Genomic DNA, 26,830 nt, shown 5'->3' on the forward strand with positions numbered 1-26,830 from the left:
GCGGTGCTCGAAATACGCGGCTCGACCCGGTTGCAGGAAACACACCTACTTTCCACCCTAGTTTCATCCTCGGAAAATCGCTCTGTTCGTCATGCGCGACGATCGGTTTCACGCTTCCAGGAGAAAGCCAAAGAGGTGGGAATTGCAGCAACGACCTTTGCCTCCGGATCGAGAGAACCCGGAGGCCGGAGACAAGTCTCATGACTTCGGTCCGATCATCGCTGCATATGGATCCGACGAACTGATGAGATTAGCCGACACATTGGCGATCGGACTGGCCATAGAGATGGAGCCAACAACATGGGAAAGCATCCGGACGGCCGGCGAGTCGGCGCGACCAGTGGTCCTGAAGATTCCGGCCGTCCCGGCCGGGATTGAGATTGACCCGTCCGGGAGGTTGCGTCCGTTTCGTCAGCACGGCGTTCCGGTGGGTGAAGAGATCGACAAGCTAATGACATCCGCAGGCTTACAAAGCCGGATGCATGTTCTTACAGCGAGAAGCAGAGATATCGCTCTCGATTTGCTCGCGCCACTAGTTCTTCCGGGTCGCTTTCCGTCCAGAACAGAGTTCCGGTCCGTATTCAGATGGGCGCCTCTTATCGAAGGGCTCGCATATGCCTTGGCAACTCGCTATCTGGCGGCCCTGGAAGACTTGCATGAGTGCGAGAATGTTGAAGCCAATGCCACGTCCAGTGGCGGTGAATGCGGATATTGCGCAATGACTCACACCATGGCTCATTTCGTCCTGATGAGCAGCGACGCTCCTGAATATTCGTTGGCTAAAGCGGCCAGATCGTCGACTTCGAACGGGTGGACCCCTAGCTTGGGATTCACGCGAGCGCGCACGGTATGGTCGGCAGCGGCCGGAGCGAAGTCGGCGATCGCGTTCGGACCGACGGTCTTCGAATGTTATCTACAGGTGCTGGCCACCGCGCGCCACGCGTTCCGGATTTATGACGCTCTCTTTGGCTTGACTGCTATCGCGCTGAGCCATGATCACGCGCGTGAAGAGGTATTGCAGGCTGTTACCCATCACGCGCAGATGGTCGGCGACCGATCTGTCGACGACATCGATTGCGTGACACTTGCTTTTCGATCCGCGATCGAAGTGTTGAAATGGCGCGCCGGCGAACACTCGCCTGTAGCCGCGCTCGATCGCCTTGGCTGGAGCCGTGATCACGAGGGAGACGGCCTTGCTTCGCCGCCGGCCTTCCGTCTCGATCCAACCGAGACCGCACCGAATGGCATGATGCTCGGCTTCAGCGCGCTTCCGGCGATCTTGAGAGCCTCCCCGGCCCAGCATTATCCAAGATCGAAAGCGAGAGTTTATCGGCTTAAGCTCCGTGAAACGGAGATGCTGCATATTGCGAGACGAGCCTGGCTCCTTCATCCCACCGAATAACACACTGAAAAAAACCGGCCGCCTTCGCGGCCGGTTTAAGGAGTCCGAGCCAGATCTCGCCGTCTCCTGGACCGGACCGGGAGGTGCGGCAATAAGACATCGAGATGATGGTTCAGTCAATTCTAAAAAGGAACGAAATAGCTCGAACCTCCGGCGAGTAGGCCGAGCCCGACGGGGTCATTACGGGTCCGGCTTGCGACAGTGTTGTCATTTCGGGAAGCAGGCACCGAAGGCCTTCAGGAGTCTAAGAGGACCCTTCAATCGAATCTTTCTCTGCGCGAGCGCCAGGACGACCGAGAGCTGACCATTCAAAGCCTTCAGCCAAGCGGCTGAGTCCGCCTGAATGCGCAAGTCGGGGGTACCAATGAGGCCGTCGGTAACGGTCAGCTTCTGATTTTTGATAACCACCGTGGCCTCCTTGGGCTCTTGGCCCGTGAAGACGAAGTGGTAGGTGGCATTCAAGCCCTTAGCCCTATTACGCTGGAAGGTAAGCCCCATTCCGAAGAGAAATGCGCCGATACTCGAGGCCCGGGCACTCGAGCGCACAAACCGAAGCGTCTTGTGCGGGAACATCTTCGCGGCGTGACTTGCTGCATCGGAATCCCGGACGACATAGAGCGGCTCGACTTTGTCCTGCAACGGTTTGACGATCGTTTCCACGTGCGCTTTGCGGTCTGACAAGTAGCCGGCCATGATGTCTTCGCCGGCAGGACAAACCGCGACGCAATAGGCGGCATTGTAGTTGGGGCCGTACGACAGGCTCTGCCAGCGCTTTACTGTTTCTGCCAGCGGTTGGCGTTCACGGTAGTCCTTGGCGGACTTGGCGTCCGCGATGTCCTCGATCCATTGCGCGAATCCGCCCATGAACTGCTGGTAGTTGTGGTTGAGGCAGGAAGAGAAATCGAAATATCCATCCGGCTTGATCGCGCCGACCGGACAAGCGACGACGCAGAGCCTGCACTCGAAGCAGGGATTGTAGTCGAGTGGCTTCGACGGCGCCTCTATGTCGAGATCGACCAGCACGGTGCCCAAAAGGATAAAGCTGCCGAATTTGGGATGGATGACGCTGCGATGGATGCCGCGCTTTCCAACGCCAGCAGCTTCGGCAATCAGCTTATGCGAGACGACCCATCCCCGTTCCGGGTATTTGTCGAACTCCATGGGGAATGCCATCGGAGGGTTCATCGCCGAGATTCCCATGTCTTGCAGCCGCCGAACCAGCTCGCGCGCGATATCGTCGACGTCGTGGGAAATCTTATGGAACTCGTTATTGGACGCCGAACGCGCGGGTGAGCGGATGGGAGCGCGGTTCATCCTGCTGACGATGCTCACCGCTAATCGCGCCCCCGCGAACGCCCGTCGCGCGTGAACTGCTTCGTCTTTGACGAGAGGGTCGTCCAGGCTGACGATGCCGCAATCATCTGCACCGCATTCCATGACCAGCGCCTTCAAAGCGTCGAGGCTAAGGGCTGCAGGCGGTGCCGGAGGGTTGAGCCGTATGCGTTCGGCAATTGGGTGGTCCTTAAGTCCCGCCATGCTGGTCTCCTTGATCTGAAGGCTGCATTTGAAGGCTGAGTGCGCCCCGCGCGCGGTGCGTCGGACGTAATTACGGGCATATGAGACTATCATGTCGTACAGGTAGGTAAACGGCGATTTCATTGAGGTTCGTTCGGCGATTCGATGCTAAGGGTCTGGAGCACCGATCCAGGCCACCAAGGGAAACCCTGAACTTGGCACGACGTTCGTTTCCGACGAGTGATTTTCCTCAGAGCTGCACGTGCAGCCAGCTCAGGCGGGCGGCCCGACGCGTATCTCGCTATTACGATCTCTGTCTTGCCGGTACCGGGCTTAAATCGACCCAGTACAGCCTGCTGGGCTTCCTGGCCTCGGAAGGCCCAATGACGATGGCCCACCTGGCGAACATCATGACGATGGATCGCGCGACGGTTGGCCACAATCTTCGGCCGCTGGAGCGGGATGGCTTCCTCGAGATCAGGGTGGGCGAGGAGGATCGGCGGGTGCGGCAGGTTGCAATCACGGATCGCGGACAGGAGATGCTGTTCGCGGCGCATCCAGCCTGGCAAAAGGCGAGAGCCGGGTTCGAATCGGCGTTCGGAGTGCGCGAGGCCGGCCATCTCCGCGAGCTCATGAAGCGTGTCATCGATGCGCCGCTGCCGGAAGTTGAATCGGAGCAGACCCGTGCCACCGCTTCGGGGCGCCGGGGGCGGCGGAAACCTAGGTAGCTCTGATCCGCACGTCCGACGCACGATAGCTCTGCGTCGGTGTTCGCCAAAAGCACGGTCGCTGTATCGGAGAGGCGGACCGACCGACGAGGGGTCCTGTTGGGACCGAGCCTCGTGCTGAGCACTGCTTCCGAATATCCAGCCGTCGTATGGCTCTGCCGAAACGCGCTTGGCGGCAATTCAGCGGTAAAGCAAAGCTATTCGATTCTGAATTGGCCGAGGCCTCCGTAACGACCTAATCGTCAAGAATACGTGCCAGGTTCGGCACGTCAGATCCGGCCGGCCGCGGCGCTTGGAGAGGCAGGCAGGTGTCGTTGTTCGCAACTACAGGAGCATTCGCAATGCAGTTGACCGTCAACAGTAAGCGCTACGATCTGGATGTCGAACCGGAAATGCCGCTCCTTTGGGTGCTCCGCGACGAGCTTGGTATCTCAGGACCGAAGTACGGTTGCGGGGCGGGCCTTTGCGGCGCATGCACCGTTCATATCGACGGCGCCGCGGTTCGCTCCTGCTCGATCAGCGCTGGCGAGGTCCGCGGCAGCATCACGACAATCGAGGGCCTGGGGACTCCCGCAAATCTGCACGTTGTTCAGCAGGCCTGGATCGAGCACCAAGTTGCGCAGTGCGGTTATTGCCAGTCCGGCCAAATGATGACCGCAGCGGCCCTTCTATCGAAAACCCCCGATCCGTCAGACTCCGAAATCGCTGACGCCATGGACGGAAATCTCTGCCGATGCGGAACTTACACGCGCATCCACAGCGCCGTCAGAACTGCAGCCCAGATGATGAAGGGAAAATAGCGTGGCTAGGCTCAAGACAATTGCAAGACGCACGTTCCTGATCGGCTCCGCTGCGATCGCCGGCGGCGTCGCCTTCGGCTATTACCGATTGCGCCAGGATCCTCCCAATCCGCTGCTCAAGGACCTCAAGGCGGGCGAAGCCGCGATCACGCCCTACGTCCGCGTCGACGCAAAGGGCGTTACGCTCATCACTCCGCGCGCCGACAAGGGCCAAGGCTCATATTCCATCCAGGCTCATCTGATTGCCGAAGAACTCGACGTGGATCCGCACAAGGTTCGCATCGATCCTGGTCCGCCAGATACTGCCTACTTCAACAGCCGGATCATGGACGACAGCTTGCCCTTCGCTACGATCGACGAGGGCATCATGGCTCGAGGCGCGCGGGGAGGTGGCGAGGTGTTGAGCCGTCTTCTCGGTATGCAGATCACGGGAGGTTCGTCCACCGTACCTGATGGCTATCACAAGCTTCGCATGGCGGGAGCCGTGGCGCGCGAGACTTTGAAGGAGGCGGCGGCCAGAAGGTCGGGGGTGTCCCGATCGCAATTGAAGACCAAGGACGGTCAGGTCATCTTGCCCGATGGCAAGTCCGTCACTTACGCGGAGCTGGCCATTGAAGCAGCGCAGCTTGCACCGGTTACCGATGTTGCCCTCCGGTCGGAACAGGAGTGGCGCTACATCGGCAAGAAGATGCGCCGGATCGATATCGTCGCCAAGTCTACCGGTACACAACAATATGGGATTGATATTCGTCCGGACCGGGTCGTGTATGCCACTGTTCGGGCCAACCCCGGCATAGGAGGCACGATCAAGCGATATGATGCCTCCAGCGCGGAAAAGATGAGAGGCGTCAAAAAGATCGTCCCGATCAAAGACGGTGTGGGCGTCATTGCCGATAACACATGGAGAGCGTTTCAGGCCGCGGCCGCCATCAAGGTTGAATGGAACGATCCTCCTTATCCGGCCGATTCGGCTGGAATGTGGAAGGTGCTGGAGAATTCATTCTCCAAAGACCTGCTGGACAGCCGGCTTCGCAATGACGGAGACGTCGAGAAGGCCTTGGCCGGCTCATCCAAACCGATTGAGGCGGAGTATCGGACTCCATATCTGGCCCACGCTCCGCTCGAGCCCATGAATGCGGTCGTACTCTATACGAAAGAGCGGCTCGACATCTGGACGGGAACGCAGATACCGGTTTTCCTCCAGGCGCATGCGGCAAAACTGACCCAGCTGCCAGAAGAGAAGATCCATGTGCATGCTCAGCCGATCGGTGGCAGCTTCGGAGCACGACTCGACGACACCTATGCGTTGCAGGCGATCGAACTCGCGATGGCCATGGAAGGCGTTCCGGTCAAGATGACCTGGAGCCGTGAAGAGAACATGGGGCACGACTATCCGCGGCCGATCCAGCTCTCGCGTGCGAGGGGAACGGTTCGCGATGGCATGGTCGAGAGCATGAGCATCGATGTGGCGGGACAATCGATGGGAGCCTCCTGGTTCAGCCGCTTGCAGGCGCCCGTTCCTCCCGGTCCCGATGTTTCAAGCGTCAACGGTATTTGGGACCAACCTTTCGCAATACCGAACTTTCGTGTGACAGGTTACAAGGCGAAGGAAATGGTGCCAGTCAGCCCGTGGCGATCCGTCGGAGCGTCCGCCAATGGCTTCCACCATGCTTCCTTCCTGGACGAGTTGATCCATGCCGCGGGTGCGGATCCGATGGCGGAGCTCATTCGTCTCTGCAATCATGAGCCTTCCAAGAAGATACTGCATACTTTGCGAGATGTTTCCGCGTGGAAAGGCTCGCGAATCGGCGACCGGCGAGCCCGTGGCGTGGCGCTGGCATTGTCCTTCGGCGTGCCCATGGCCCAAGTCGTCGAGGTGAGCGACACTCCTCAGGGCATCAAGATCGACAAGGTATATGCCGTTTGCGATGTGGGGCGCATTCTGGACCCCGTCAATTTCGAAGCGCAGGTGCGGGGTGGGATCATCTGGGCTTTGGGCCATGCCATGAACTGCGAACTCACCTACGAAAACTTTGCGCCGGTCCAGACAAACTTTCACCTGTTCGAAGCCATGAGATTCCATCAGGTGCCGGAAATCATCGTCAAGGGATTGGAGCTTGGTGGGGAAGTGCGAGGAATTGGTGAACCTCCGGTACCGCCGGCGGCACCGGCTCTCGCCAATGCGATCTTTGCTCTCACCGGGAAGCGAGTACGCGAACTGCCTCTAAACAAGAGCGTCAATTTCGCTTGATGAGTCGATAATCTCGTACGCGACGGCCGCTTGGCCGGCCGTCGCTTCGACGACTGTTCCGAGGCGCCATCTGGTGGGACGCCAGCTGCGCCGCCAATTCCGCGGCGCTCCAGGCCGGCTACTGGCGCTTAGACTTTCAATTGCTACGGCGCTCCACCGCAATCGCAGTGGCTTCTCCGCCGCCGATACAGAGCGACGCAACCCCGCGCTTGAGGTTGTTCGCCTCGAGCGCATGCAGCAGCGTCACGATCAGCCGCGCACCTGTGGCGCCGATGGGATGGCCCAGCGCGCAGGCGCCGCCGTGGATGTTCAGCTTCTCCCTGGGAATGCCGAGATCGCGCTGCGCCGCCATCGCCACCACGGCGAAGGCCTCGTTGATCTCGAACAGGTCGACGTCGGAGGCAGCCCAGCCGACTTTGTCCAGCAGCTTGCGGATCGCCGGGATCGGCGCCGTGGTGAACCATTGCGGCTCCTGGCTGTGGGTGGCGTGGCCCTTGATCTCGGCGAGGATTGGCAATCCGCTCCGATCGGCCAGCGAGCGCTTCGTCAGCACCAGCGCAGCGGCGCCGTCGGCATTGGCGGAGGAGGCGGCCGGCGTGATGGTGCCGTTAGCGCGGAACGCTGGCTTCAATCCGGGAATCTTGGCCGGATCGACTTTCAGCGGATGCTCGTCATTGGCGATGATGCGGGGACCTGCTTTCTCGGTCAGCGTGATCGGCGCGATCTCGGCCTTGAACGCGCCGCCTTCGACCGCCTTGCGCGCGCGACTGAGCGTCTCCATCGCATAGGCGTCCTGGTCCTTGCGGGTGAATTGATAGGCTTCCGCGGTCGCTTCGCCGAAATCGCCCATGGAACGGCCGGTCTCATAGGCGTCCTCCAGCCCGTCCATCATCATGTGGTCGATGATGCGGTCATGGCCGGCGCGATAGCCGCCGCGCGCCTTGGCGAGCAGGTAGGGCGCGTTGCTCATGCTCTCCATGCCGCCGGAGACGACGATGTTGGCCGAGCCGGCGCGGATGATGTCGTGCGCCAGCATGGTCGCCTTCATGCCGGAACCGCAGACCTTGTTGACGGTGGTGGCGCCGGTCGCATCGGGCAGACCGGCGCTCCGCGCTGCCTGCCGCGCCGGCGCCTGGCCTTGGCCTGCCGGCAGCACGCAGCCCATGAAGACCTCGTCGACCTTCTCGGGCGCAAGTTTTGCGCGCTCCAGCGCCGCACCGATCACGTGCGAGCCGAGCTTGTGGGCCGGGAGCGGCGACAATTCGCCCATGAAGCGGCCGAGCGGGGTGCGGGCGGCGGAGACGATGACGACGGGATCGGCGGCTTCGGCCATGATGAGGCTCCTCGCTGTTCAATGTTGGCTGACGGTCATCATATGATGTATTGATCCGATTGCAATGCACCCTCGGCGCATTCAAAACTTCCTGGCGCTGCACGCGCCCCCCGCGGCGGTGGCATTCACCTTTGAATAGGGGCGGCACAAGATTGTTGTAGCCAGCTTGCGAAGCGCGCTGTCAACTCGCAAGAAAGAAAGCGGGCTTTGGCGACGCGGTCGCTATTTGGCGTGTCCGGAGGATACAAATGAGCGATCAGAAGGCCCCGGCTGGCCGGATCCGCACGGAAGTTCACGGTCGAATCCTCAAGATCGTCATCGACAATCCAGCGAAGAAAAACTCGTTCACACCCGCCATGATGGTGGAGATGTCGAATGCCGTGACGCTTCTGGACCGCAACGACGATTATTGGGCGGGCGTCGTTTGCGCAGAAGGAACGGACTTCACGTCAGGTCTCGACATGCCCAAATTCTTCGGTCCGAACGCCGAGAAAATCGATATCTCTCCGAGCAACATCGATGCATTTGCGCTCAAGGGACGATGCCGCAAGCCGATCGTGACGGCAGTGCAGGGCATCGTCTTTACGATCGGAATCGAAATGATGCTTGCCGGAGATATCGTTGTCGCCGCTTCGGACAGTAGGTTCTGCCAGATGGAGGCAAAGCGAGGAATTGCGCCTCTCGGCGGCGCTCACTTCCGATTCCTGACGCGCGCAGGTTGGGGTGACGCCATGTATCACCTTTTCCTCTGCGACGAGTTCGATGCTGAGCGAGCTCACGCGATTGGCCTCGTGCAGGAGGTGGTCAAGCCCGGAAGCCAGATCGATCGGGCGATGGAGCTGGCGCAGACGATCGTCAAAAATGCACCGCTTGGAATACAGGTCACAAAGCAAGCCGCGCTGAAATATATCGAAGCGGCCGAGCGAGATGCGATCGACTACATACCGAAAATCAAGGGCCGCGTCCTCGGTAGCGAGGATATGATGGAAGGCATCCAATCCTTCATCGAACGTCGTCCAGCCGTTTTCCGCGGAAAATAATCGGCGCCGGCGACGGAAAGCTTGAAAAGCCCTATGGACGAGTTGCACCGCAACCATGATCGATGCTCGCGAGACTTTCGGCGGAACCTGGCCCTACCAGCCCCATTTCTTCGAAGGGGGCGGTTTCCGGATGCATTATGTCGACGAGGGGAGTGGCGATCCTATCGTCTGTCTGCACGGTGAGCCGACGTGGGGCTATCTCTATCGCCGCTTCATCCCGCCGCTCGCGGCTTCGCATCGGGTGATCGTCCCCGACCATATGGGTTTCGGCAAGAGCGAGACGCCTCCAAACCGGGAATATTCGCTGGAAACCCACGTCGAGAACTTCATCAAGTTGGTCGAAGCGCTCGATCTCACGAACATCACGCTCGTTATTCAGGACTGGGGAGGATTGATCGGTTCGGCGTTCGCGCTGCGTTATCCCGATCGCATCAAGCGGCTGTTTTTGCTCAACACACTCACTGGCTACGGCAATGCGACTCCCGGGCTGACGCCGTGGTTCCAGTTCGTCCTTAATCATCACAGGGCTGGAACGCTCCCTGAAGTGCTCGGCCACCTCAATGTCAACATCCTGAGTGTCATGAAGACCCAGGGCCTGGAGAACCTCTCCGTCGTCGACGCCGATTGGCTCGCGGCCTACGGGGCGCCATTCACGACGAAAGAAGAGTGTCTCGGAGCGATCGAGTTTCCGCTTGATGCACTGCTCGGCAGAATCCAGCCCTATCTCGCGGAAGGCTTTCCACTCATTGACAATCTGAAGTCCAAGCCGGCAATGCTCGCCGTCGGTATGAAGGATCGCGCCATTGCACCCGACACGCAGATCGCCGACTTCAGTGCGATTTGGCCGGGGAGGCCGATCATAAAGATCCCGAACGCGGGACACTTTAGCCAGGAAGACGCGCCCGACACCGTGATCGCGCTGATCGAGCTCTTCATCAGCAGTACCTAACGACATGCGCTCCAGTGCCGTCGGCCCGGTCCTTGTGAGACGTCGCGCGAGGGCAAAATTCAATAGTTCTGTTAAGGAATGCACAGATCGTGCAGGTGCACAGAGCTTGTCACGAGCGAAGTGACTGGCGGATCCGGGATCAGGTGATCGTGTCGCAGTTGTTGAATCACAGATGCGCTTGACGAGTTCTAAAAAAGAACGTTATGGTCTGCCTAGACCTCAAGCCTGTCACCCCGCTCGCGGCAAAGCCGACGACCGGCGGGCGGGCGCCAAAAGCAGAAGGTCAAACAACATACTGGCGTGCCCCGACAGGGCGCGCGTGGGGAGGACGATCCATGATAGCGAAATGGAAAATCGCGATTGCTCTTGCTGTGCTTTTGAGCGGCCCGGCGTCCGCGGCGGAAGAGCCCGGCATTTCCGAAACTGAGATCAAGATTGGAGGGGTCTTTCCCTTCAGCGGACCGGCATCGTCGATCGGGCTCGTGGGCAAGGGTCTTATCGCCTACATCCAATCGTTGAACGACCGAGGCGGCGTAAACGGCCGCAAGATCAACTACATCGCCTACGATGACTCATACAGTCCGCCCAAGGCGGTGGAGCACGTGCGCAAGCTGGTCGAGAGCGACGAAGTTTCCTTCATGTACGGCCAACTCGGTACGCCCGGCATCTCGGCTACGGCCAAGTATCTCAGGGCGAAAGCGGTGCCCAGCCTCGCGATCGTCAGCGGCTCATCCAAGTTCACGGACGTCGCGAACTATCCTCTGACGACGACCGGTCTCGTCAGTTACGATACCGAAGGGAAGATCTACGCCAAGTATCTGACCAAGACGCTTCCCAATGCGAAATACGCAATCCTCTACCAGAACGACGACCTCGGTAAGGACTACGTCAATGCCTTCAAGGCGTATCTGGGGGGCGATTTCGACCGAAAGGTCGTGACCGCCTCTTACGAGGTTACCGAGCCGACCATCGATTCACAGATCACGAATCTCAAGAGTTCGGGCGCCGAGGCGCTCGTGATCGCCGGGACACCGAAGTTTGCAGCGCAGGCGATCAGGCAGGCCTCGGTGATTGGGTGGAAGGCGACCGTCATCATCAATTTCCCGTCTGCATCTGTTGGTGGCACGCTCGCGCCGGCCGGTCTCGACAAATCGATCGGCGTGATCGCCGGCACGATCACCAAAGACGTGGCAGACGAGACGTGGAAGAACGATCCCGGCATGCAAGCTTATAAGAGCTTCTTCGAGAAGTATCTGTCCGGCGCCGACATCACCAACGGAAGTTATGCGGTCGGATATCAGCAGGGAGTTCTGCTCGAGCAGATCCTTAAGCAATGCGGCAACGACCTCTCTCGTAAGAATATCCTGGCGCAAGCAAAGAACCTCAAGAACGTCATCGTCCCCGTCGCACTGCCGGGGATCGAGGTTAACACCAGCGAAAACTCCAACATGATGTGGACACAAATGCGACTGCAGCGCTGGACCGGAACGACCTATCAATTGTTCGGCGACGTGCTTGACGCGAAATCCGAGTAGTCGATCGCGCAGAAAACGGAAAAACGGCGCGTGACCGAATGCGTCGTCGACCTCCTGAGGTAAGTTGTCCGCACGAGACCGCAGATGGTCGGCAATCGGAAGCGGGATCACACGCGAGAGTGCGGGGCGGCGCTGCCGTAAGTCATGGGATCATCTTCAATGTCAACGAACGCACCTGTATTCGCGCCCAAAGAGGTCTCTCTGCAGCGTCGGATCGACGGTACGCTCATCTTGAGCTCGCCGATCGAGCTGGGGGAGTGCGACTGGCGTATCACGGATTTCCTGCCGAGGTGGGCGAAAGCCGCTCCCGACCGCATATTCTTGGCTCAACGCAATTCAAGCGGCGGGTGGGACGAGATCACATATAGCCAGGCCTGGTCCTTGGTTCAGGCGGTTGGCCAAAGCCTGATCGAGATGGATGCGAAGCCTTCAGATAACCTCGCCGTCCTCTCCGGGAATTCCATAGAGAACGCGGTGATGTCTTTCGCCGCGATGTCGATCGGCGTCGTTTTTGCGCCAATCTCGCCGAACTACACGTTGATGCCCGGCGGCCTGGCACGGCTGAAGGACATCGCAGGGGTGCTGCGCCCGAAGTTCGTGTTCGTGCAAAGCGGACGCGAATTCTCAGCCGCCCGCTCCATTCCGGAACTGAAAGCGGCAACCTGGATCAGCGTAGACGGCGCTCCCGAAACGGTGCGCTATTCTGACCTGACTGAGAAGAGGAGCAGCTATCAAGGCTTCGAAGGCGCGTCCCGCTCTGTATCCTGCGATTCCGTCGCAAAAGTCCTCTTTACGTCGGGCTCGACGGGCCTTCCTAAGGGTGTCCTGAATACTCACCGCATGATGGCGAGCTCTCTGCAAATGGGTAGCTTGCTGGTAGCCCCCTCCGAAGCGCCTGTTCAGGTCGAGTGGATGCCATGGCACCACACCATGGGAAGCAACGTCATTCTGCACGGCATACTCAAGAATGGAGGGACGCTCTACATCGACGACGGCCGGCCACTTCCGCAGCTCTTCCACAAGACGCTCCTCAATCTCCAAGAGGTCTCGCCGACCGCCATGTTCAACGTGCCGGCCGGTTACAATTCCCTTTGCGACGCCATTGAGAAGGATTCCGAGCTTGGTGCGCGCATACTGAAGCGGCTGGATAGGATAAGTTACGCTGGTGCAGCCATCTCGCAGAACACGCTCGAGCGTCTTTATAAACTGACGTCATCGATCACCGGCCGGCGTATTCCTGTCATGTCCGGCTACGGTACGACGGAGACCGCTCCAACGATCAGTACGACGCATTGGGCCACCGATCGACCGGGGGAAATCGGCCTTCCCGCGCCCGGTTTGCAGCTCAAGCTGCTTCCCGTTTCCGATACATACGAGGTGCGGGTCAAGGGTCCCAACGTCACGCCTGGTTATCTCGGTCGGCCGGATTTGACGGAGCAAGCCTTCGATGAAGAAGGTTTCTATCGCATCGGCGATACAGTCTCGTTCATGGACCCCGAGAAGCCCGAATCTGGACTTCGGTTTACGGGCAGGATTTCCGAGAACTTCAAGCTCGCGAACGGGACCTGGGTGTCGGTCGGGAACATGCGCGCCGCAATCCTGGCGGCTACCCGCGGCATGCTGTCGGATGTGGTGATTGCAGGCGAAAACCGAGAATGCTGCGGTCTGCTTTGCTGGCTGAATCCGACGGAGGCGGCGCGGATCTCGTCGCAGCCGTCTTCCGACCTGACCAGCGATCCCGTCGTGGTGCAGTTCCTCAAGGATCGCCTCCAAGAGTACAACCGGACCGTTGGCAGTAGCGAGAAGGTCCACTCGTTCGTGCTGCTCAAGGAGCCGCCGTCAATTGCCGCTGGAGAAATCACCGACAAGGCATATGTCAATCAACGCGCCGTCTTGAAGTGCCGATCGGACCAAGCCGAATCTCTCTACTGCTCCGCCCCGAACCCAGACGTGAACCGAGTTTGAACCCTTACTCGTCAAGCGCCGGGCCGGTGGCCGACATCGAGGCTGATCGCGGTGAAACGGTCGGCTACTCAGTCATTACACGCGTAGCGGCTTGGCCGGCTTCGCAGGGCAGGAGTGATCAGGCAACTTTACGCCGCACCTTGGGTTTTGGGGCCGGTGCTTCCACGTCGCTTTTCGCAAGGGGGCGCCTGGCACCTGGGCCCGGATGCGTATGGACCTCTTTGGCCAAGATTGGCTCGCCACACTCGGAGCAAACCATGACGGGGTCGAAGTTCTTACCGCAGTTGCGATGCTGATGCAGGAGTGGCCGACCGCGTTCGTCGACCATGTGAGTGTCGCCCCAATGGACGATCGCCATCATGATCGGATAGAGATCGAGACCCTTCTGCGTCAGGATGTATTCGTGGCGCTTGGGCGATTCTTGATAGGGGACTCGGCGGAGAATGCCTTGCCGGACAAGCTTCTTCAATCGCTCGGCAAGTAGATGGCGCGTTATTCCCAAGGCGGACTGGAATCCCTCGAAGCGACGAGTGCGCAGAAAACATTCGCGCAGGATAAGCAGCGTCCATCGGTCGCCGATGACCCCGATAGTCCTGGCCATTGAACATGGCTCTTCCTCAAGTTCTTTCCATTTCATCCGCGGTCTCCAATAACCCAATCATTCTCCCACGAATCTGCGGAGAAGCGACAAGTCATATCATTCTAGATAGGTACTGATCCTCAAACAATACCCCGCGGAAAAATCGACCAAATTGGCTTAATGTCGGTTTGACAGTTCAAAAAGAGAACTGTATACCGACATCACGATCACCGAGTTTGTCGAGGACGCCGATATGACCCCGAAAGTAGAGTTCCAGTTCGATTTCGGTAGTCCGAACGCCTATTTGGCCGAGGTCGCGATCCCAGGTATCGAGCAGCGCACCGGGGTCAAATTTGAGTACGTCCCGGTCCTTCTTGGGGGCATCTACAAGGCCACCGGGAACATGTCGCCTTTCGATTCTCTGCGCGGAATCAAGAACAAGCCGGAGTACCAGGCGCTTGAGACGCAGCGGTTTATTCGCCGCCATAACGTGACGAAATTCCGCACCAATCCCTTCTTCCCCGTCAACACCCTCATGTTGATGCGCTGCGCGGTCGCGGCGCAGTTCGAGGGAGGGTTCGAGCCCTACTTCAGGGCGGCCTATCATCATATGTGGGAAGAACCGAAGAAGATGGACGATCCTGAGGTTTTCCGGAGCGCGTTCATCTCTTCAGGCATCGATATCGACCGCGTGGCAAAGCGTGCGCAGGAAGACGATGTGAAGAAGAGGCTCATCGAGCTGACGAACGATGCTGTGAGCCGGGGCGCGTTCGGCTCGCCGACTTTCTTCGTCGGCAAGGAAATGTTCTTCGGCAAGGACCAGTTGCGGGACGTGGAGGAATCCATCGTCGAACAATCCGCCGGGGTTACCTCCAAGGCCAAGTGATATCTGCATCGAAGTTCGGCGATCGTGAAATGAGATTCGCCGCCGGCCAAAGCGCGCCGGCGATGATCGTTTCGGATCTAGCAGGCAGGCGCAATCGCGGCCCGGATAAAGGACAGCGCTGATGTCCTTCGACTTTGTGCCGCGAGCGAGCTCACTTTGAATGAGCTGTCCTTGGATCGGGGGAGCGCATCTTCTGCCGTACCCGGCAGTCAGGCTCCATCGAGGGTTCAGTTTGAGGTCGGAGCGTCGTTCGCCTTGCGACCTCGAAGCACGGACGTCAAATATCAATTGACGAGTTCTAAAAAAGAACGCTATGTACTTTCCATGATGCCGAGAGCCCGTCGACGACGTCGTCCGACGGGTTCCGTGGCAGAACAGTTCGCAAGCGACGTATAACCTCACAGGGAGCACGCCCGTGCAGAAAAGAAACGCAACTGCGGCTGTCATCGGCGCCGGCGATTTCATCGGCGGCGAGATCGCCAAGAAGTTTGCCGCAGAAGGCTTCACGGTCTTCGCCGGCCGTCGTAACGGCGAAAAGCTTGCTCCACTCGTCAAGGACATCGAGGCAGCCGGCGGAGAGGTTCACGCCCGTTCGCTCGACGCTCGCAAGGAAGACGAGATCGTCTCCTTCCTGAATGATGCAGACAAGCATGCGCCGCTGGAAGTCTGCATCTTCAACATCGGTGCGAACGTCAACTTCCCGATTCTCGAAACCACTGAACGCGTTTTCCGCAAGGTCTGGGAAATGGCCTGCTATTCCGGCTTTCTGGCCGGCCGTGAGGCGGCCCGGCTAATGCTGCCGCGTGGGGGCGGCAATATCTTCTTTACCGGGGCGACCGCCTCCCTCCGCGGCGGCAGCGGTTATGCCGCGTTTGCAAGCGCCAAATTCGGTCTTCGCGCGGTCGCGCAAGCGATGGCCCGCGAGCTTGGCCCGAAGAATATCCACGTCGCGCATCTGATCATTGATTCCGGTGTGGATACCGAATGGGTTCGGCAGCGGCGGCTGGAGGCTCTCGGGCCAAACGCGCTGGATGATCCGGATGCGTTGATGCCACCGTCCTCCGTTGCTGCATCCTATTGGCAACTCTACCAGCAGCCGAAAAGCGCATGGACGTTCGAGCTGGAGATTCGTCCCTTCGGCGAGAAGTGGTGAGGAGCAAATAGTATGGAGCTGGCGCTTTCTCCAGAGGATGCCGCATTTCGCGACGAAGTGCGATCCTTCATCGCGGAAAACTACCCTACGGAAATGCGCGTCCCGAATCCGGAGACCGACCTGACCAAGGAGCAATCGCTGCTTTGGCATCGCATTCTGCACAAAAAGGGCTGGATCGCGCCTCTCTGGCCTAAGGAGTACGGCGGGCCCGGCTGGTCGATTACGCGCCGGTTCGTCTTCGAACAAGAGACCAGCCGCGCCGGCACGCTGCCGCCCTTGGCATTCAGCGTCACAATGGTTGGGCCTGTCATCTACACGTTCGGTAACGAGGCCCAGAAGAAGAAGTTTCTTCCGCGTATTCTGTCGGGCGAGGACTGGTGGTGCCAGGGTTATTCGGAGCCGGGCTCCGGCTCGGATTTGGCAACCGTCCGCACCAAGGCCGTGCGCGACGGCGATCACTATATCGTCAACGGCCACAAGACCTGGACGACGCTCGCTCAGCATGCGGATTGGATCTTCTGCCTGGTGCGCACCGATCCGAATGCGAAGCCACAATCCGGCATCTCCTTCCTGTTGATCGACATGAAGTCCCCGGGCGTCACCGTGCGGCCGATCATCACCATCGACGGAAGCCACGAGGTCAACGACGTTTTTCTCGAGAACGTTCGCGTCCCGGTCGAGAACCTGATCGGCGAGGAGAACAAGGGCTGGACCTACGCCAAGTTCCTGCTCGGCAACGAACGGACCAGCATGGCCGGCATCGGCCGGTCAACGCGCTACATCAACAAGCTGAAGCAAATCGTCGAGGCCGAAATCCCGCCCGACGACCCGACGCATCTCGACTTCCAGCGCGAGATCGCCCTCGTCGAGCTCGACGTACTGGCGCTCGAGGCGACCGAGCTACGTGTGGTGGCTCAGATGGCGCGCGGCATCGATCCTGGACCAGCCGCATCGCTGTTCAAGATTCGCGGCACCGAGATATTCCAGAAGATCACCGAACTGACCCACCGCGCGATCGGCAATCACGGGCTCGCGCTGCGAGAGCAGCCGACCAGCGCCAACCACTTCATGCCGGGCCCTGAATACGGGCACACCGCGTCGGAGAAGTACCTGAATTCCCGCAAGCTCAGCATCTACGGCGGGTCGAACGAGATTCAGCGCAACATCATCGCAAAAGCGGTGCTTGGTCTCTAGTCAGAGTATCGAGAGGGTCGGATGGACATTCAGTTTACTGAAGAGCAGGAACTGCTGCGATCCAGCGTCCAGCGCCTGCTGCGCGATCAATATGATTTCGAGGCACGCCGCAAGATCGTCGCCGACGAACAAGGGTTCAGCCGCAGGCAATGGGAGGCGTTTGCCGAACTCGGCCTGTTGGCTGCGCCGTTCGCGGAGGATGCTGGTGGCCTCGGCGGCGGTCCGCTGTCGACCATGATCATCGCGCATGAATTCGGGCGCCATCTTGTCGTCGAGCCTTTCGTCGAGACGGTGGTGTTGGCCGGCGGCCTGATCGAACGGCTAGGCGATGCCGCGCAGAAGCAGGGCTTCATCCCCGACATCATCGAGGGCAAGAAAATCTGGACGCTGGCCTGGACGGAGAAGGGAGGCCGGTTCGATCTCGCAGACGTGACGACCACCGCGCGGCGTGAGGGCGAGGACTATGTCCTGAGCGGCGGAAAGACGGCGGTGATTGCGGCGCCCTGGGCCGATTACCTTGTCGTTTCCGCACGCACCTCGGGCAGCCGAAAGGACCACGGCGGCGTCAGTCTGTTTGTGGTCGACCGCCGCGCGACCGGCATCGATCTGCGGAGCTTCAAGACGATCGACGGCCGTCGCGCCGCCGAGATCAATCTGCGCAATGTCCGCGGGCAACTGCTCGGCAAGGAAGGTGAGGGCGTGGCAGCGCTGGAGGCGTGCCGCGATCGCGCCATCGGTGCGCTCTGCGCAGAAGCGGTCGGTGCCATGGCCGAGCTGAACTCCGCGACACTGGAATACTCGAAGACGCGCAAGCAGTTCGGCGCCACCATCGGTTCATTCCAGGTGCTGCAGCATCGGATGGTCGACATGTTCATCGCCCATCAGGAGGCGCTCTCCCTGATGCAACATCTCAATCTCAGCATCAGCGACGGTGAAGCCGGCCTCTCGCGGCTCGCCTCTGGCGCCAAGACGAAGATCGGCTATGCGGCCAAGTTCGTCGCCGAACAGGCTGTGCAGCTGCATGGCGGCATGGGCATGACCGACGAGCTCAATGTTGGCCACTATTTCAAGCGCATCTCTTCCATCAACATCCAGTTCGGCGACCCCGCGTTCCACGTCCTGCGCTATGCACGATTTGGCGCGGCCGCGTGAGAAAAGAGGCAAAATATGACGACTGAAGCAGTAATCGTTTCCACCGCCCGTACCGCCGTCGGCAAAGCCTACCGTGGATCCCTCAACAACACGGAGGGGCCGACCATGGCCGGTCACGTCATGGCCGAGGCGGTGAAGCGCGCCGGCATCACGCCGGGCGAAGTCGAAGACGTGGTGATGGGCTGCGCGATGCAGCAAGGCACCATGGTGATGAACGTGGCCCGCAAGGGGGCGATCCGTGCGGGCATGCCGGTAACTGTTGCCGGAACGACCATCGACCGGCAATGCGCGTCGGGCCTGCAGGCGATCGCCGTAGCGGCACGTTCCGTGATGCTTGATGGCGTGGACATCGCGATCGGCGGCGGCATCGAGTCGATCAGCCTGGTGCAGAACGAGCACATGAACAAGTTTCACATGGTCGACGATGAGTTGATGGCCATGAAGCCGGGCATGTACATGTCGATGCTCGAGACGGCAGAAACGGTCGCCGAGCGCTATAAGATTGGCCGCGACAAGCAGGATGAATACAGCCTGGAGAGCCAGCGCCGCGTCGGAGCTGCTCTGCAGAGCGGCCGGTTCGACGAGGAAATCGTTCCGATCACGACGAAAATGGCGCTCGTCAACAAGGAGACCAAGCAGGTCTCCTATGAACAGGTGACCCTCACCAAGGACGAAGGCCCGCGTCCCGACACGACCGCAGAAGGCCTCGCCAAGATCAAGCCGGTGTTCGAGGGCAAGACCATCAGCGCGGGCAATGCGAGCCAGCTTTCAGACGGTGCATCGGCATGCGTGATCATGAGCGACAAGATCGCGGCCAAGAAGGGGCTGAAACCGCTCGGTATCTTCCGGGGCTTTGTTGCCGCAGGCGTCGAGCCGGACGAGATGGGTATTGGTCCGGTCGTCGCGATCCCCCGCCTGCTGAAGCGCCACAACCTCAAGATCGACGACATCGATCTCTGGGAGCTCAACGAGGCCTATGCCGTTCAGGTGATCTATTGCCGCGACAAGCTCGGCATCGACCCGAACAAGCTCAACGTCAATGGGGGCTCGATTGCGATCGGTCACCCCTATGGCATGACCGGCGCGCGCCTCACAGGCCACCTTCTGATCGAGGGACGGCGTCGAAAGGCGAAGTACGGCGTCGTGACCATGTGCATCGGCGGCGGCATGGGCGCGGCGGGCCTTTTCGAAATCATCCATTGAGCGGAACTGCGGGAGATCATCGTGAAGACAGCGATCACTGAACTGTTCGGTATTGAACATCCGATTATTCAGGGCGGTATGCACTATGTCGGGTTCGCCGAACTCGCAGCCGCGGTGTCGAACGCCGGCGGTCTCGGCGTCATTACGGGCCTCACCCAAAAGACGCCCGAGCTGCTGGCCAAGGAGATCGCGCGCTGTCGGGACATGACGGACAAGCCGTTCGGCGTCAATCTCACCTTCTTGCCCAGCTTCACCGCACCGCCCTATCCCGAGTATATCGCGGCGATCAAGGAGGGCGGCGTGAAGGCGGTAGAGACCGCCGGCCGCAGCCCGGAGGAGTACATGCCGGCGCTGAAGGCCGCCGGCATCAAGGTGATCCATAAATGCACCTCGGTGCGGCACTCGCTGAAGGCTGAGAAGATCGGCTGTGACGCGGTCAGTGTCGATGGCTTCGAGTGCGGCGGTCATCCCGGCGAGGACGACATGCCAAACATGATCCTGCTGCCTCGTGCGGCCGATGAGCTCAAGATCCCGTTCGTTGCTTCCGGGGGCATGGCGGATGCGCGCAGTCTCGTCGCGGCTCTTTCTATGGGTGCGGCGGGCATGAATATGGGCACTCGCTTCGTCGCCACCAAGGAGGCGCCGGTGCACGACAATGTGAAGCAAGCACTGGTCAAGGCGACCGAGCTTGACACCGTTCTCGTCATGCGCGCGCTGCGCAACACCGAGCGCGTGTTGAGAAACAAGGGCGTCAATGAGCTGATCGAGATCGAGCGCGAGAAGGGCGCGAGCCTGAAGATCGAGGATATCCTCGACCAGGTTGCCGGCGTCTACCCAAAGGTGATGTTGGATGGCGACATGGATGCCGGGGCCTGGAGCTGCGGCATGGTGGTCGGGCTGATCAACGATATTCCGACCGTCAAGGAGTTGATCGATCGCATCATGGATGGCGCCGAACGCATCATCCGGCAGCGTTTGACGGGCTTCCTCGACGGTACGGGTTCCGTCCCGGTACGCGCAATCGCCTGACACTCCTGAAAAGTAATGGGTCAACGGACAGGGCGCTCGATATTTTAGCGTCTTGTCCCCTTACACCTTGTATGTTCGTCAGCCACGCCTCTCATTGAAAAGAGAGGCGTCTCGGCCGATTCTGGCATCGCAATCGAGCGCGCATCCGAGAGACGAATTCCGGATCGAACGGTATTTAGCCCCGAAAGTGATTGACGCGGGGTTTAGGCCCGAGCCGCCAGATGACGCATCGGATAGTGCTCATAGTGGCCCGCGCCGTTCTTCACGATGGGATCCTGCGAGGTAATCGCTTCGATGCTCTCATCGTCGGCGATCTGGTAGAGCGAAACGCCATAGCCGCCATTCGGATCCATGACGGGGCCGTGCGCGACGATCATGCCCTTGGCGAGCAGATCGTCCAAGAACGCTCCGTGCTGTTTCATCCACTTTGTTTCGTCGGCCGTCATCGTCGTCAGAAAATCTGACCGCGGCGGAATGAACTTGCAGAGGTAAGCCTTCATGTCTGGACTCCAAGCTTAGAGGCAGTAGTGACACGCCCATCGATTTGCTGACTGTTGCTCGTATCGGGGCTTGGTCGTGTCGCGACTATCAAATTATAAGTCGCTATCCAAGACATATAAACCTCGGATTTGACTGGACGATCAGATTCTCAAGGTCGGTTTCGCTTGCCGTAACTGACATGGACCGCCAGTTTGCGCTGCGATACACCCGACGATGAGGCACGGCCCAGGCGCCGACGACTTGGTGAGATGGCGCATATCTAAATTCGCACGTTGCCGCCCAGCAGGCTGGTGGTCCTGGGACGGCCGCTGGGCGATCGATAGCGAGTGAGAGGCGAGCTACGTTCTTGTGAGATACCCGACGTATGGGTGGTCAGCTGCCCCCAGAACTGACGGCCGTGCTGCCATCGTGACAATTGCGAGGGTCCGCCAAGCAGGCGGGCCTCGGTGTTGTTGCGGCAGGCTCAGGACGAGGGCGCGACTTGGTGCTCCTCCGACAGCAACTGTTGCAATTCGCCCGACTGGAACATTTCCGTGACGATGTCGCAGCCGCCAACGAATTCGCCGCGCACGTAGAGTTGCGGAATCGTCGGCCAGTCCGAATACGCCTTGATTCCCTGCCGCAATTCCTCGGACTGGTAGATGTCGTGCGACTTGAACGTCACGCCCAAATGATCGAGGATTCGAACAACCTGCGCCGAAAATCCGCAGGCCGGCGAGCTCGGCGATCCCTTCATGAATAGCACGACTTCGTTTTCATTGACTTCGCTGCTTATGAACTCCTCGATCGTCATCCGTGTTCTCCTGCCGTTTGTCAGTCCAAATCGATTTCGCTTCACAACGAAAGGGGTCCTGGCGGACACGTCGTTCTGCGATCAACGTGGCGCGGTCAGCCGGGCGCGATCTTTCGCCAGGGCCGGCTTGGCTTCCCAAAACGAGTAAGGGAGGTCACTTCATTTTCAATAGAAAGTCAATGCTTAAAAGGAACTTAGGATTTCAGCATTTTCGCGCTAAAGAACCGATCGAGAGGGCGTTCGTACCCGCCCTTCTCAGGTCGTTGCCTGCTGTTCAGGGAAGCCGCCGACGGGTCGACTGACCGCGTTGTGTCCGGATGCCAGCCGCTCGTCTTCCTGGATGTGGCGCATTCGGCGGAGAGATTGAGGCCGCAACGGCGGTCCTTATTGGGGAGGGACTAACGTGGAACGGTTTTGGCTGGGGAATTATCCCGACGGCGTGCCTGCGGATATCGACGCCGATCAATTTCCGTCGTTGATTGAAATGTTCGAAGAGAGCTTTGCGAAGTTTGGAGATCGCAAAGCGGCAATCTGCATGGACAAGGCAATCACCTACCGCGAGCTCGACGAGATGTCGGCTGCAATCGGCGCTTACCTGCAAAGCAAAGGCCTGGCAAAGGGGAGCCGGGTTGCGGTGATGATGCCGAACGTTCTCCAAAACCCGATCGCCGGCGCGGCGGCATTGCGTGCGGGCTGTACGGTTGTGAACGTGAATCCTCTCTACACGCCTCGAGAACTCGAGCATCAGTTGAACGATTCGGGCGCGGAGGCGATCTTCATACTCGAGAATTTTGCTGCGACTTTGGAAAAGGTGCTGCCAAGAACGAAGGTCAAGCACATCGTCGTCTGTTCGATGGGGGAGTTGCTCGGTCCGAAGGGCCTTTTCGTAAACTTTGTCGTGCGCAAGGTAAAGAAGATGGTCCCTGCCTATGCGCTCCCGGGCGCCGTCTCGTTCAACGCTGCGCTGTCGGCAGGTCGAAAGACGAAGCTGAGGAGACCTGATATCGGTCCGGACGACGTTGCCTTCCTGCAATACACGGGAGGCACCACCGGCGTCTCGAAAGGAGCGACCTTGCTCCATCGCAATATGGTGGCCAACGTTCTTCAAATTCATGCCTGGAGCGAGCCTGCCTTCCGCAGCGTTCCCGCAGGCGAACCTTTGCTGACGGTCTGCTCGCTGCCGCTGTATCATATCTTCGCGCTTACCGTTTGCTTCTTGTTCTCGGTGCGGATCGGCGGCGCCAATCTTCTGATCGTAAATCCGCGGGATATCGATGGCTTCGTCAAGGAGCTCCGCAAATACAAGGTTCACAGTTTTCCGGCCGTCAACACGCTGTTCAATGGGCTCCTGCGCCATCCCGACTTCAAGAACGTGGATTTTTCGCAGCTGCGGATGGCCATCGGTGGAGGAATGGCGACTCAAAAGGCTGTGGCGGACAAGTGGCTCGCGGTGACGGGCTGTGTCCTGTCCGAAGGTTACGGACTTTCCGAGACGTCGCCGACGCTGACGGCCACGTTGCCGACCATGACGGTGTTCTCCGGGACGATCGGTTTGCCGCTTCCATCGACCTATATCTCGATCCGCGACGACGACGGAAACGGGGTCCCGATCGGGGAAGCCGGCGAGATCTGCGGAAAAGGGCCGCAGGTGATGTCCGGCTACTGGAACAGGCCCGATGAGACCGCCCGGGTGATGACCCCTGACGGGTTCTTTCGAACCGGGGACATCGGCGTCATGTCGGCCGACGGATTCACCAGAATCGTGGACCGCAAGAAGGACGTGATCATCGTTTCGGGCTTCAATGTGTATCCGAACGAAGTCGAAGCGGTCATCTCGAGCCACCCGGGGGTCCTGGAGTGTGCCGCGATCGGCGTGCCGGACGTGAAATCCACCGAGGCGGTGAAGGTCTTCGTTGTTCGTGCCGACCCCCAACTGACGTCGGACGAACTCGTCAAATTTGCCGGGACGCAACTGACACCATACAAGGTTCCGAAGCTGATCGAGTTCAGGTCTGAACTGCCAAAGAGCAATGTCGGAAAGATCCTGCGCCGCGAACTGAGGAATGAAGCGCACGTAAGCGGCGGGCCGCAGACATCATAACAGCACGCGCGAAGAATCCACGACCCACAAGAGGAAGAACCGATCGATAGAGGCGGTCGCTGTTGCAGGCGCCTGACCCGCGAGCGGAGCTGCGACCGCGCGAGCGAACCTGGTCGTGCGAGACGCGAGCCCCCGCAGATCGTGTTCTCGGCACAAAGGCGCAGTTTCAATTCCGGGAATATTGACTATATTTGGACAAGATAAGGATTCTGGGACCTCAATTGGATGGCAAGAAAGAGCCTCGACGTAACTTGTCCGGTAGCCCGAACGCTCGACATCGTCGGCGCGCGGTGGACGCTGCTCATCATCAGGGACTTGCTTCCCGGCACCATGCGCTTTCAGGATCTTCAGGAACGCCTGCCCCGCATGGCTCCCAATGTGCTCTCCGATCGCTTGAAGATACTTGAGGAACACGGCCTCGTGCGCCGCGAATTCTACAGCGATCATCCTCCCAGAGCTGCCTATACCTTGACGGATCCGGGCCGCGAGCTCGGCGTCATCGTATTGGCTCTCGGTCGATGGGGCCTGCGGCACCTCGGCGGGAAATTGAGTCCCGGCCTGCAGCACGATCAGTGCCTCCGCCACCTGCAGCAAGCCTCCGAGGCCTTGATCCGCCGTCCGGTCCAACGAGTGAAATCCGCAGGCAAGTCGGCGGCGAAGGGCGCAAGAGACGCCAGGAACTGAGCCACGAGCCGCTGTGCGAGGGGCGCTGGATGCAGCTTCAGAAGGACTTCATCGCGATCATGCCTTACCGCGGCCTTCGAGGAGCCGGGGCGATCGCTCCAGGGCCCATCTGAAGCTCTTCGGAGCGCGTCCGAGCAGTCGTTCGAGTTCGCCGGTGACGGCCTCATATCGCCCGCTCGCGGCGAGGCGGGTGATGGTCCTCAGGTGCTCCGCGGTGTGCGGAACGCGAGTTGCCAGTGCGCCATTGATGTAGGCCTCGATCCAGGCGTTCAGATCCTGAGGAACGTAGGAAACGGGTCGTCCCAACGTCGAAGCGTAATCCTCGGCAAAGCCCTGCATGTCCTTCGCCTCCGGGCCGGTGAGCTCGTAGGTTTTCGATACGTGCGCCGAAGGATCAATCAGGATACTGCTGCAGATCTCGGCGACGTCGTAGGCGGCAATCGGGGCGATCTTGTTCTTGCCGAAGGGTAGGTGAAGCTCGCCTGCGCTTAACAATTGCTTGAGCGGAAACCAGGCAAGAATGGGGTTCTCAACGAACATTGTAGCCCGGATATTGACGACCGGCAGGCCGGACCAATTCAGAGCCTGTTCGGAGGCCCAATGGGCCCTTTGCTGCGGCGACCAGTCGGTGACTAATCCTCCCAACCACTTCCGCCGTGCCTCATAAGGGGCCGTCATCCGCGTGAAGTCCATATAGGACTGCTCGAACTCGGAAATATTGAGAAAGACCTCGAGGCCTCCTTGTGCGCGCGCGGCGGCTGCCATCAAGATCGTTGCATCTGTGTAATAGGGGTTCAAGCTCATGCTGAAGTAAGCCCGTCGACAGCCTTTTAGCGCGGCGGCGACGTCAGCGACGTTGAGCAGATCTCCCACAAACACCTCGGCGCCCAGCTGTCGAAGAGCTTGCGCCCTCTCGTCGTCTTTGCGTACGAAGGCACGCACCGGATAGCTCTTCTCGATGAGCATATTGATTATCGTTTTGCTGATGGAGCCCACGTCTCCGCCGGCGCCGGTAATCAAAATGGGAGGCGATTTGGACATCGACGCTTCCTTGGTGATGTGACTGGGACGTTCTTCGAACGGAAGGGGCGGGCCGCGCAGCGCGCCTAGAGGCCATCAGCTCTTGAGGAAAGGCAGAATGTGGCCCAAGACCGCCTCGGGCTTCTCGAGATGCAGGAAATGGCCGACGCCGGGCATGACGACGCGTTCAAAGCCTTTTGTGAATGCTGCAGCCATATCGTCGCTGAGCCGCGCGGACATGCAGCCGTCTTCTTCCCCGTGCAGATAGAGGGCTGGGACGGCAATCGGGCCGTTGGCGCGAGCTTCGAGGGCCTGCGCTTCCGCTTCGGGTGGCGGGATGAACAATTGCCTGTAGTAGGAGAGCGTCTGGGGTACGACTCCGGGCTGCTTGAACGTTTCGATCAGTGCGATGCGATCCGAAGCCGGCATCTTGTAGCCTGGCGACCACTCCCGCCAAAGTCGATCGAGGAAGGCGAAGTCGTTGAGCTGAACGGCCGGTTCGGCAAAACGCGTATGAAAGAAGAACATGTACCAGCTTCGTCGCTGTTGGTCGCCGTCGGCCAGGAACGCCTGCGACAAGCCTTTCCCGTAGGGGACCGCCAGCCCTACAAGCTTGCGGATCCGCGACGCATCGAGACTTGCCGCGGAATAGGCGGCCCGTGCTCCGAAATCGTGACCGATGAGATAGGCCTGTTCGGCGCCCAAAGCTTCAATGAGGGCGAGGACGTCCTGTCCGATCGCCGCGGCACGGTAGGATCCGTCGGGTGCAGCGCCACCGGCCCAAAATCCACGCAGCGCCGGAGCAACGGCCCGATATCCCTCCTGCGCGAGGCGGCCCAAGACGTGAACCCAGCTTTGCGCATGATCGGGAAAGCCGTGCAAGCATAGCACCAAGGGACCATCGCCGATTTCGAGGATCGGAAACTCCAGCCCGTTGGCGCGAACCACCCGCTTGCGGATTTCCGTCGGCTCAAACTTCTGACCCGTCTGGACCGGAGCACCGGGGCGGTCGGGCG

Annotated in this window: 23 protein-coding genes; 16 read left to right on the plus strand and 7 right to left on the minus strand. The window is 59.8% G+C overall.

Annotation, left to right across the window (positions count from 1 at the left end; genetic code table 11):
• The first annotated feature begins 142 nt into the window (after positions 1-142).
• The gene (locus P0R31_RS15805) at positions 143-1,402 is read left to right on the plus strand and encodes a hypothetical protein (protein WP_275514800.1); all 1,260 of its coding nucleotides are present in this window, start codon (positions 143-145) and stop codon (positions 1,400-1,402) included.
• Between the two features lie 207 nt (positions 1,403-1,609).
• On the opposite strand, the gene P0R31_RS15810 is transcribed toward P0R31_RS15805, so the two are convergent.
• Positions 1,610-2,938, minus strand: a complete 1,329-nt coding sequence (locus P0R31_RS15810; RefSeq protein WP_275514801.1) for an SCP2 sterol-binding domain-containing protein — start codon at positions 2,936-2,938, stop codon at positions 1,610-1,612.
• Between the two features lie 194 nt (positions 2,939-3,132).
• Here P0R31_RS15810 and P0R31_RS15815 point away from each other — a divergent pair, with 194 nt between their 5' ends.
• From P0R31_RS15815 to P0R31_RS15825, 3 genes are all read left to right on the plus strand, one after another.
• On the plus strand, positions 3,133-3,645 hold the full coding sequence (locus P0R31_RS15815; RefSeq protein WP_275514802.1) for a MarR family winged helix-turn-helix transcriptional regulator: 513 nt from the start codon (positions 3,133-3,135) through the stop codon (positions 3,643-3,645).
• Positions 3,646-3,986: 341 nt separating this feature from the next.
• Positions 3,987-4,445 (plus strand): (2Fe-2S)-binding protein, encoded by a 459-nt coding sequence (locus P0R31_RS15820; protein ID WP_275514803.1) that lies wholly within the window; start codon positions 3,987-3,989, stop codon positions 4,443-4,445.
• A 1-nt stretch (position 4,446) separates the two neighbouring features.
• Positions 4,447-6,696: a xanthine dehydrogenase family protein molybdopterin-binding subunit gene (locus tag P0R31_RS15825; RefSeq protein ID WP_275514804.1), complete on the plus strand. Its 2,250-nt coding sequence runs from the start codon at positions 4,447-4,449 to the stop codon at positions 6,694-6,696.
• A gap of 136 nt (positions 6,697-6,832) precedes the next feature.
• On the opposite strand, the gene P0R31_RS15830 is transcribed toward P0R31_RS15825, so the two are convergent.
• A complete protein-coding gene (locus P0R31_RS15830) occupies positions 6,833-8,029 on the minus strand; it encodes an acetyl-CoA C-acyltransferase (RefSeq protein ID WP_275514805.1) in 1,197 nt (398 codons plus the stop codon).
• A gap of 248 nt (positions 8,030-8,277) precedes the next feature.
• On the opposite strand from P0R31_RS15830, the gene P0R31_RS15835 reads away from it, so the two are divergent.
• The 4 genes from P0R31_RS15835 to P0R31_RS15850 all read left to right on the plus strand — a co-directional run bounded on the left by P0R31_RS15835 (position 8,278) and on the right by P0R31_RS15850 (position 13,518).
• Complete coding sequence (locus P0R31_RS15835; protein WP_275514806.1) at positions 8,278-9,069, plus strand: crotonase/enoyl-CoA hydratase family protein; 792 nt, start codon at positions 8,278-8,280, stop codon at positions 9,067-9,069.
• Between the two features lie 55 nt (positions 9,070-9,124).
• Positions 9,125-10,018 (plus strand): alpha/beta fold hydrolase, encoded by an 894-nt coding sequence (locus tag P0R31_RS15840; RefSeq protein WP_275514807.1) that lies wholly within the window; start codon positions 9,125-9,127, stop codon positions 10,016-10,018.
• 335 nt (positions 10,019-10,353) lie between these two features.
• Positions 10,354-11,553 (plus strand): ABC transporter substrate-binding protein, encoded by a 1,200-nt coding sequence (locus P0R31_RS15845; protein ID WP_275514808.1) that lies wholly within the window; start codon positions 10,354-10,356, stop codon positions 11,551-11,553.
• Between the two features lie 159 nt (positions 11,554-11,712).
• Positions 11,713-13,518, plus strand: a complete 1,806-nt coding sequence (locus P0R31_RS15850) for an AMP-binding protein (RefSeq protein ID WP_275514809.1) — start codon at positions 11,713-11,715, stop codon at positions 13,516-13,518.
• Between the two features lie 118 nt (positions 13,519-13,636).
• Here P0R31_RS15850 and P0R31_RS15855 read toward each other — a convergent pair whose 3' ends face one another.
• Entirely contained in the window at positions 13,637-14,155 is a 519-nt protein-coding gene (locus tag P0R31_RS15855) for a winged helix-turn-helix transcriptional regulator (protein WP_275514810.1), read from the minus strand.
• Between the two features lie 196 nt (positions 14,156-14,351).
• Between P0R31_RS15855 and P0R31_RS15860 the strand changes: the two genes are divergently transcribed.
• The 6 genes from P0R31_RS15860 to P0R31_RS15885 all read left to right on the plus strand — a co-directional run bounded on the left by P0R31_RS15860 (position 14,352) and on the right by P0R31_RS15885 (position 20,715).
• The gene (locus P0R31_RS15860; RefSeq protein WP_275514811.1) at positions 14,352-14,984 is read left to right on the plus strand and encodes a 2-hydroxychromene-2-carboxylate isomerase; all 633 of its coding nucleotides are present in this window, start codon (positions 14,352-14,354) and stop codon (positions 14,982-14,984) included.
• 415 nt (positions 14,985-15,399) lie between these two features.
• The gene (locus P0R31_RS15865; protein WP_275514812.1) at positions 15,400-16,137 is read left to right on the plus strand and encodes an SDR family oxidoreductase; all 738 of its coding nucleotides are present in this window, start codon (positions 15,400-15,402) and stop codon (positions 16,135-16,137) included.
• Between the two features lie 12 nt (positions 16,138-16,149).
• Positions 16,150-17,331, plus strand: a complete 1,182-nt coding sequence (locus P0R31_RS15870) for an acyl-CoA dehydrogenase family protein (RefSeq protein WP_275514813.1) — start codon at positions 16,150-16,152, stop codon at positions 17,329-17,331.
• A 21-nt stretch (positions 17,332-17,352) separates the two neighbouring features.
• Positions 17,353-18,483 carry an acyl-CoA dehydrogenase family protein gene (locus P0R31_RS15875; RefSeq protein WP_275514814.1) on the plus strand — a complete coding sequence of 377 codons (1,131 nt, stop codon included), beginning with the start codon at positions 17,353-17,355 and terminating at the stop codon, positions 18,481-18,483.
• A 15-nt stretch (positions 18,484-18,498) separates the two neighbouring features.
• Positions 18,499-19,686: an acetyl-CoA C-acyltransferase gene (locus tag P0R31_RS15880; protein WP_275514815.1), complete on the plus strand. Its 1,188-nt coding sequence runs from the start codon at positions 18,499-18,501 to the stop codon at positions 19,684-19,686.
• A 21-nt stretch (positions 19,687-19,707) separates the two neighbouring features.
• On the plus strand, positions 19,708-20,715 hold the full coding sequence (locus P0R31_RS15885; protein ID WP_275514816.1) for an NAD(P)H-dependent flavin oxidoreductase: 1,008 nt from the start codon (positions 19,708-19,710) through the stop codon (positions 20,713-20,715).
• Positions 20,716-20,918: 203 nt separating this feature from the next.
• Here P0R31_RS15885 and P0R31_RS15890 read toward each other — a convergent pair whose 3' ends face one another.
• Together P0R31_RS15890 and grxD are read right to left on the minus strand one after the other, a co-directional pair.
• A complete protein-coding gene (locus P0R31_RS15890) occupies positions 20,919-21,215 on the minus strand; it encodes a YciI family protein (protein ID WP_275514817.1) in 297 nt (98 codons plus the stop codon).
• 464 nt (positions 21,216-21,679) lie between these two features.
• Complete coding sequence (gene grxD / locus P0R31_RS15895; RefSeq protein WP_275514818.1) at positions 21,680-22,009, minus strand: Grx4 family monothiol glutaredoxin; 330 nt, start codon at positions 22,007-22,009, stop codon at positions 21,680-21,682.
• Between the two features lie 403 nt (positions 22,010-22,412).
• On the opposite strand from grxD, the gene P0R31_RS15900 reads away from it, so the two are divergent.
• Together P0R31_RS15900 and P0R31_RS15905 are read left to right on the plus strand one after the other, a co-directional pair.
• Positions 22,413-24,110: a long-chain-fatty-acid--CoA ligase gene (locus tag P0R31_RS15900; protein ID WP_275514819.1), complete on the plus strand. Its 1,698-nt coding sequence runs from the start codon at positions 22,413-22,415 to the stop codon at positions 24,108-24,110.
• 225 nt (positions 24,111-24,335) lie between these two features.
• Positions 24,336-24,794 carry a winged helix-turn-helix transcriptional regulator gene (locus P0R31_RS15905; protein ID WP_275514820.1) on the plus strand — a complete coding sequence of 153 codons (459 nt, stop codon included), beginning with the start codon at positions 24,336-24,338 and terminating at the stop codon, positions 24,792-24,794.
• A 57-nt stretch (positions 24,795-24,851) separates the two neighbouring features.
• On the opposite strand, the gene P0R31_RS15910 is transcribed toward P0R31_RS15905, so the two are convergent.
• Entirely contained in the window at positions 24,852-25,835 is a 984-nt protein-coding gene (locus P0R31_RS15910; protein ID WP_275514821.1) for an NAD(P)H-binding protein, read from the minus strand.
• Between the two features lie 75 nt (positions 25,836-25,910).
• The gene (locus P0R31_RS15915) at positions 25,911-26,762 is read right to left on the minus strand and encodes an alpha/beta fold hydrolase (protein WP_275514822.1); all 852 of its coding nucleotides are present in this window, start codon (positions 26,760-26,762) and stop codon (positions 25,911-25,913) included.
• Between the last annotated feature and the right edge of the window lie 68 nt (positions 26,763-26,830).

This window comes from Bradyrhizobium yuanmingense (genome assembly GCF_029167105.1).
In the GTDB taxonomy this organism is placed as follows: domain Bacteria; phylum Pseudomonadota; class Alphaproteobacteria; order Rhizobiales; family Xanthobacteraceae; genus Bradyrhizobium; species Bradyrhizobium yuanmingense_A.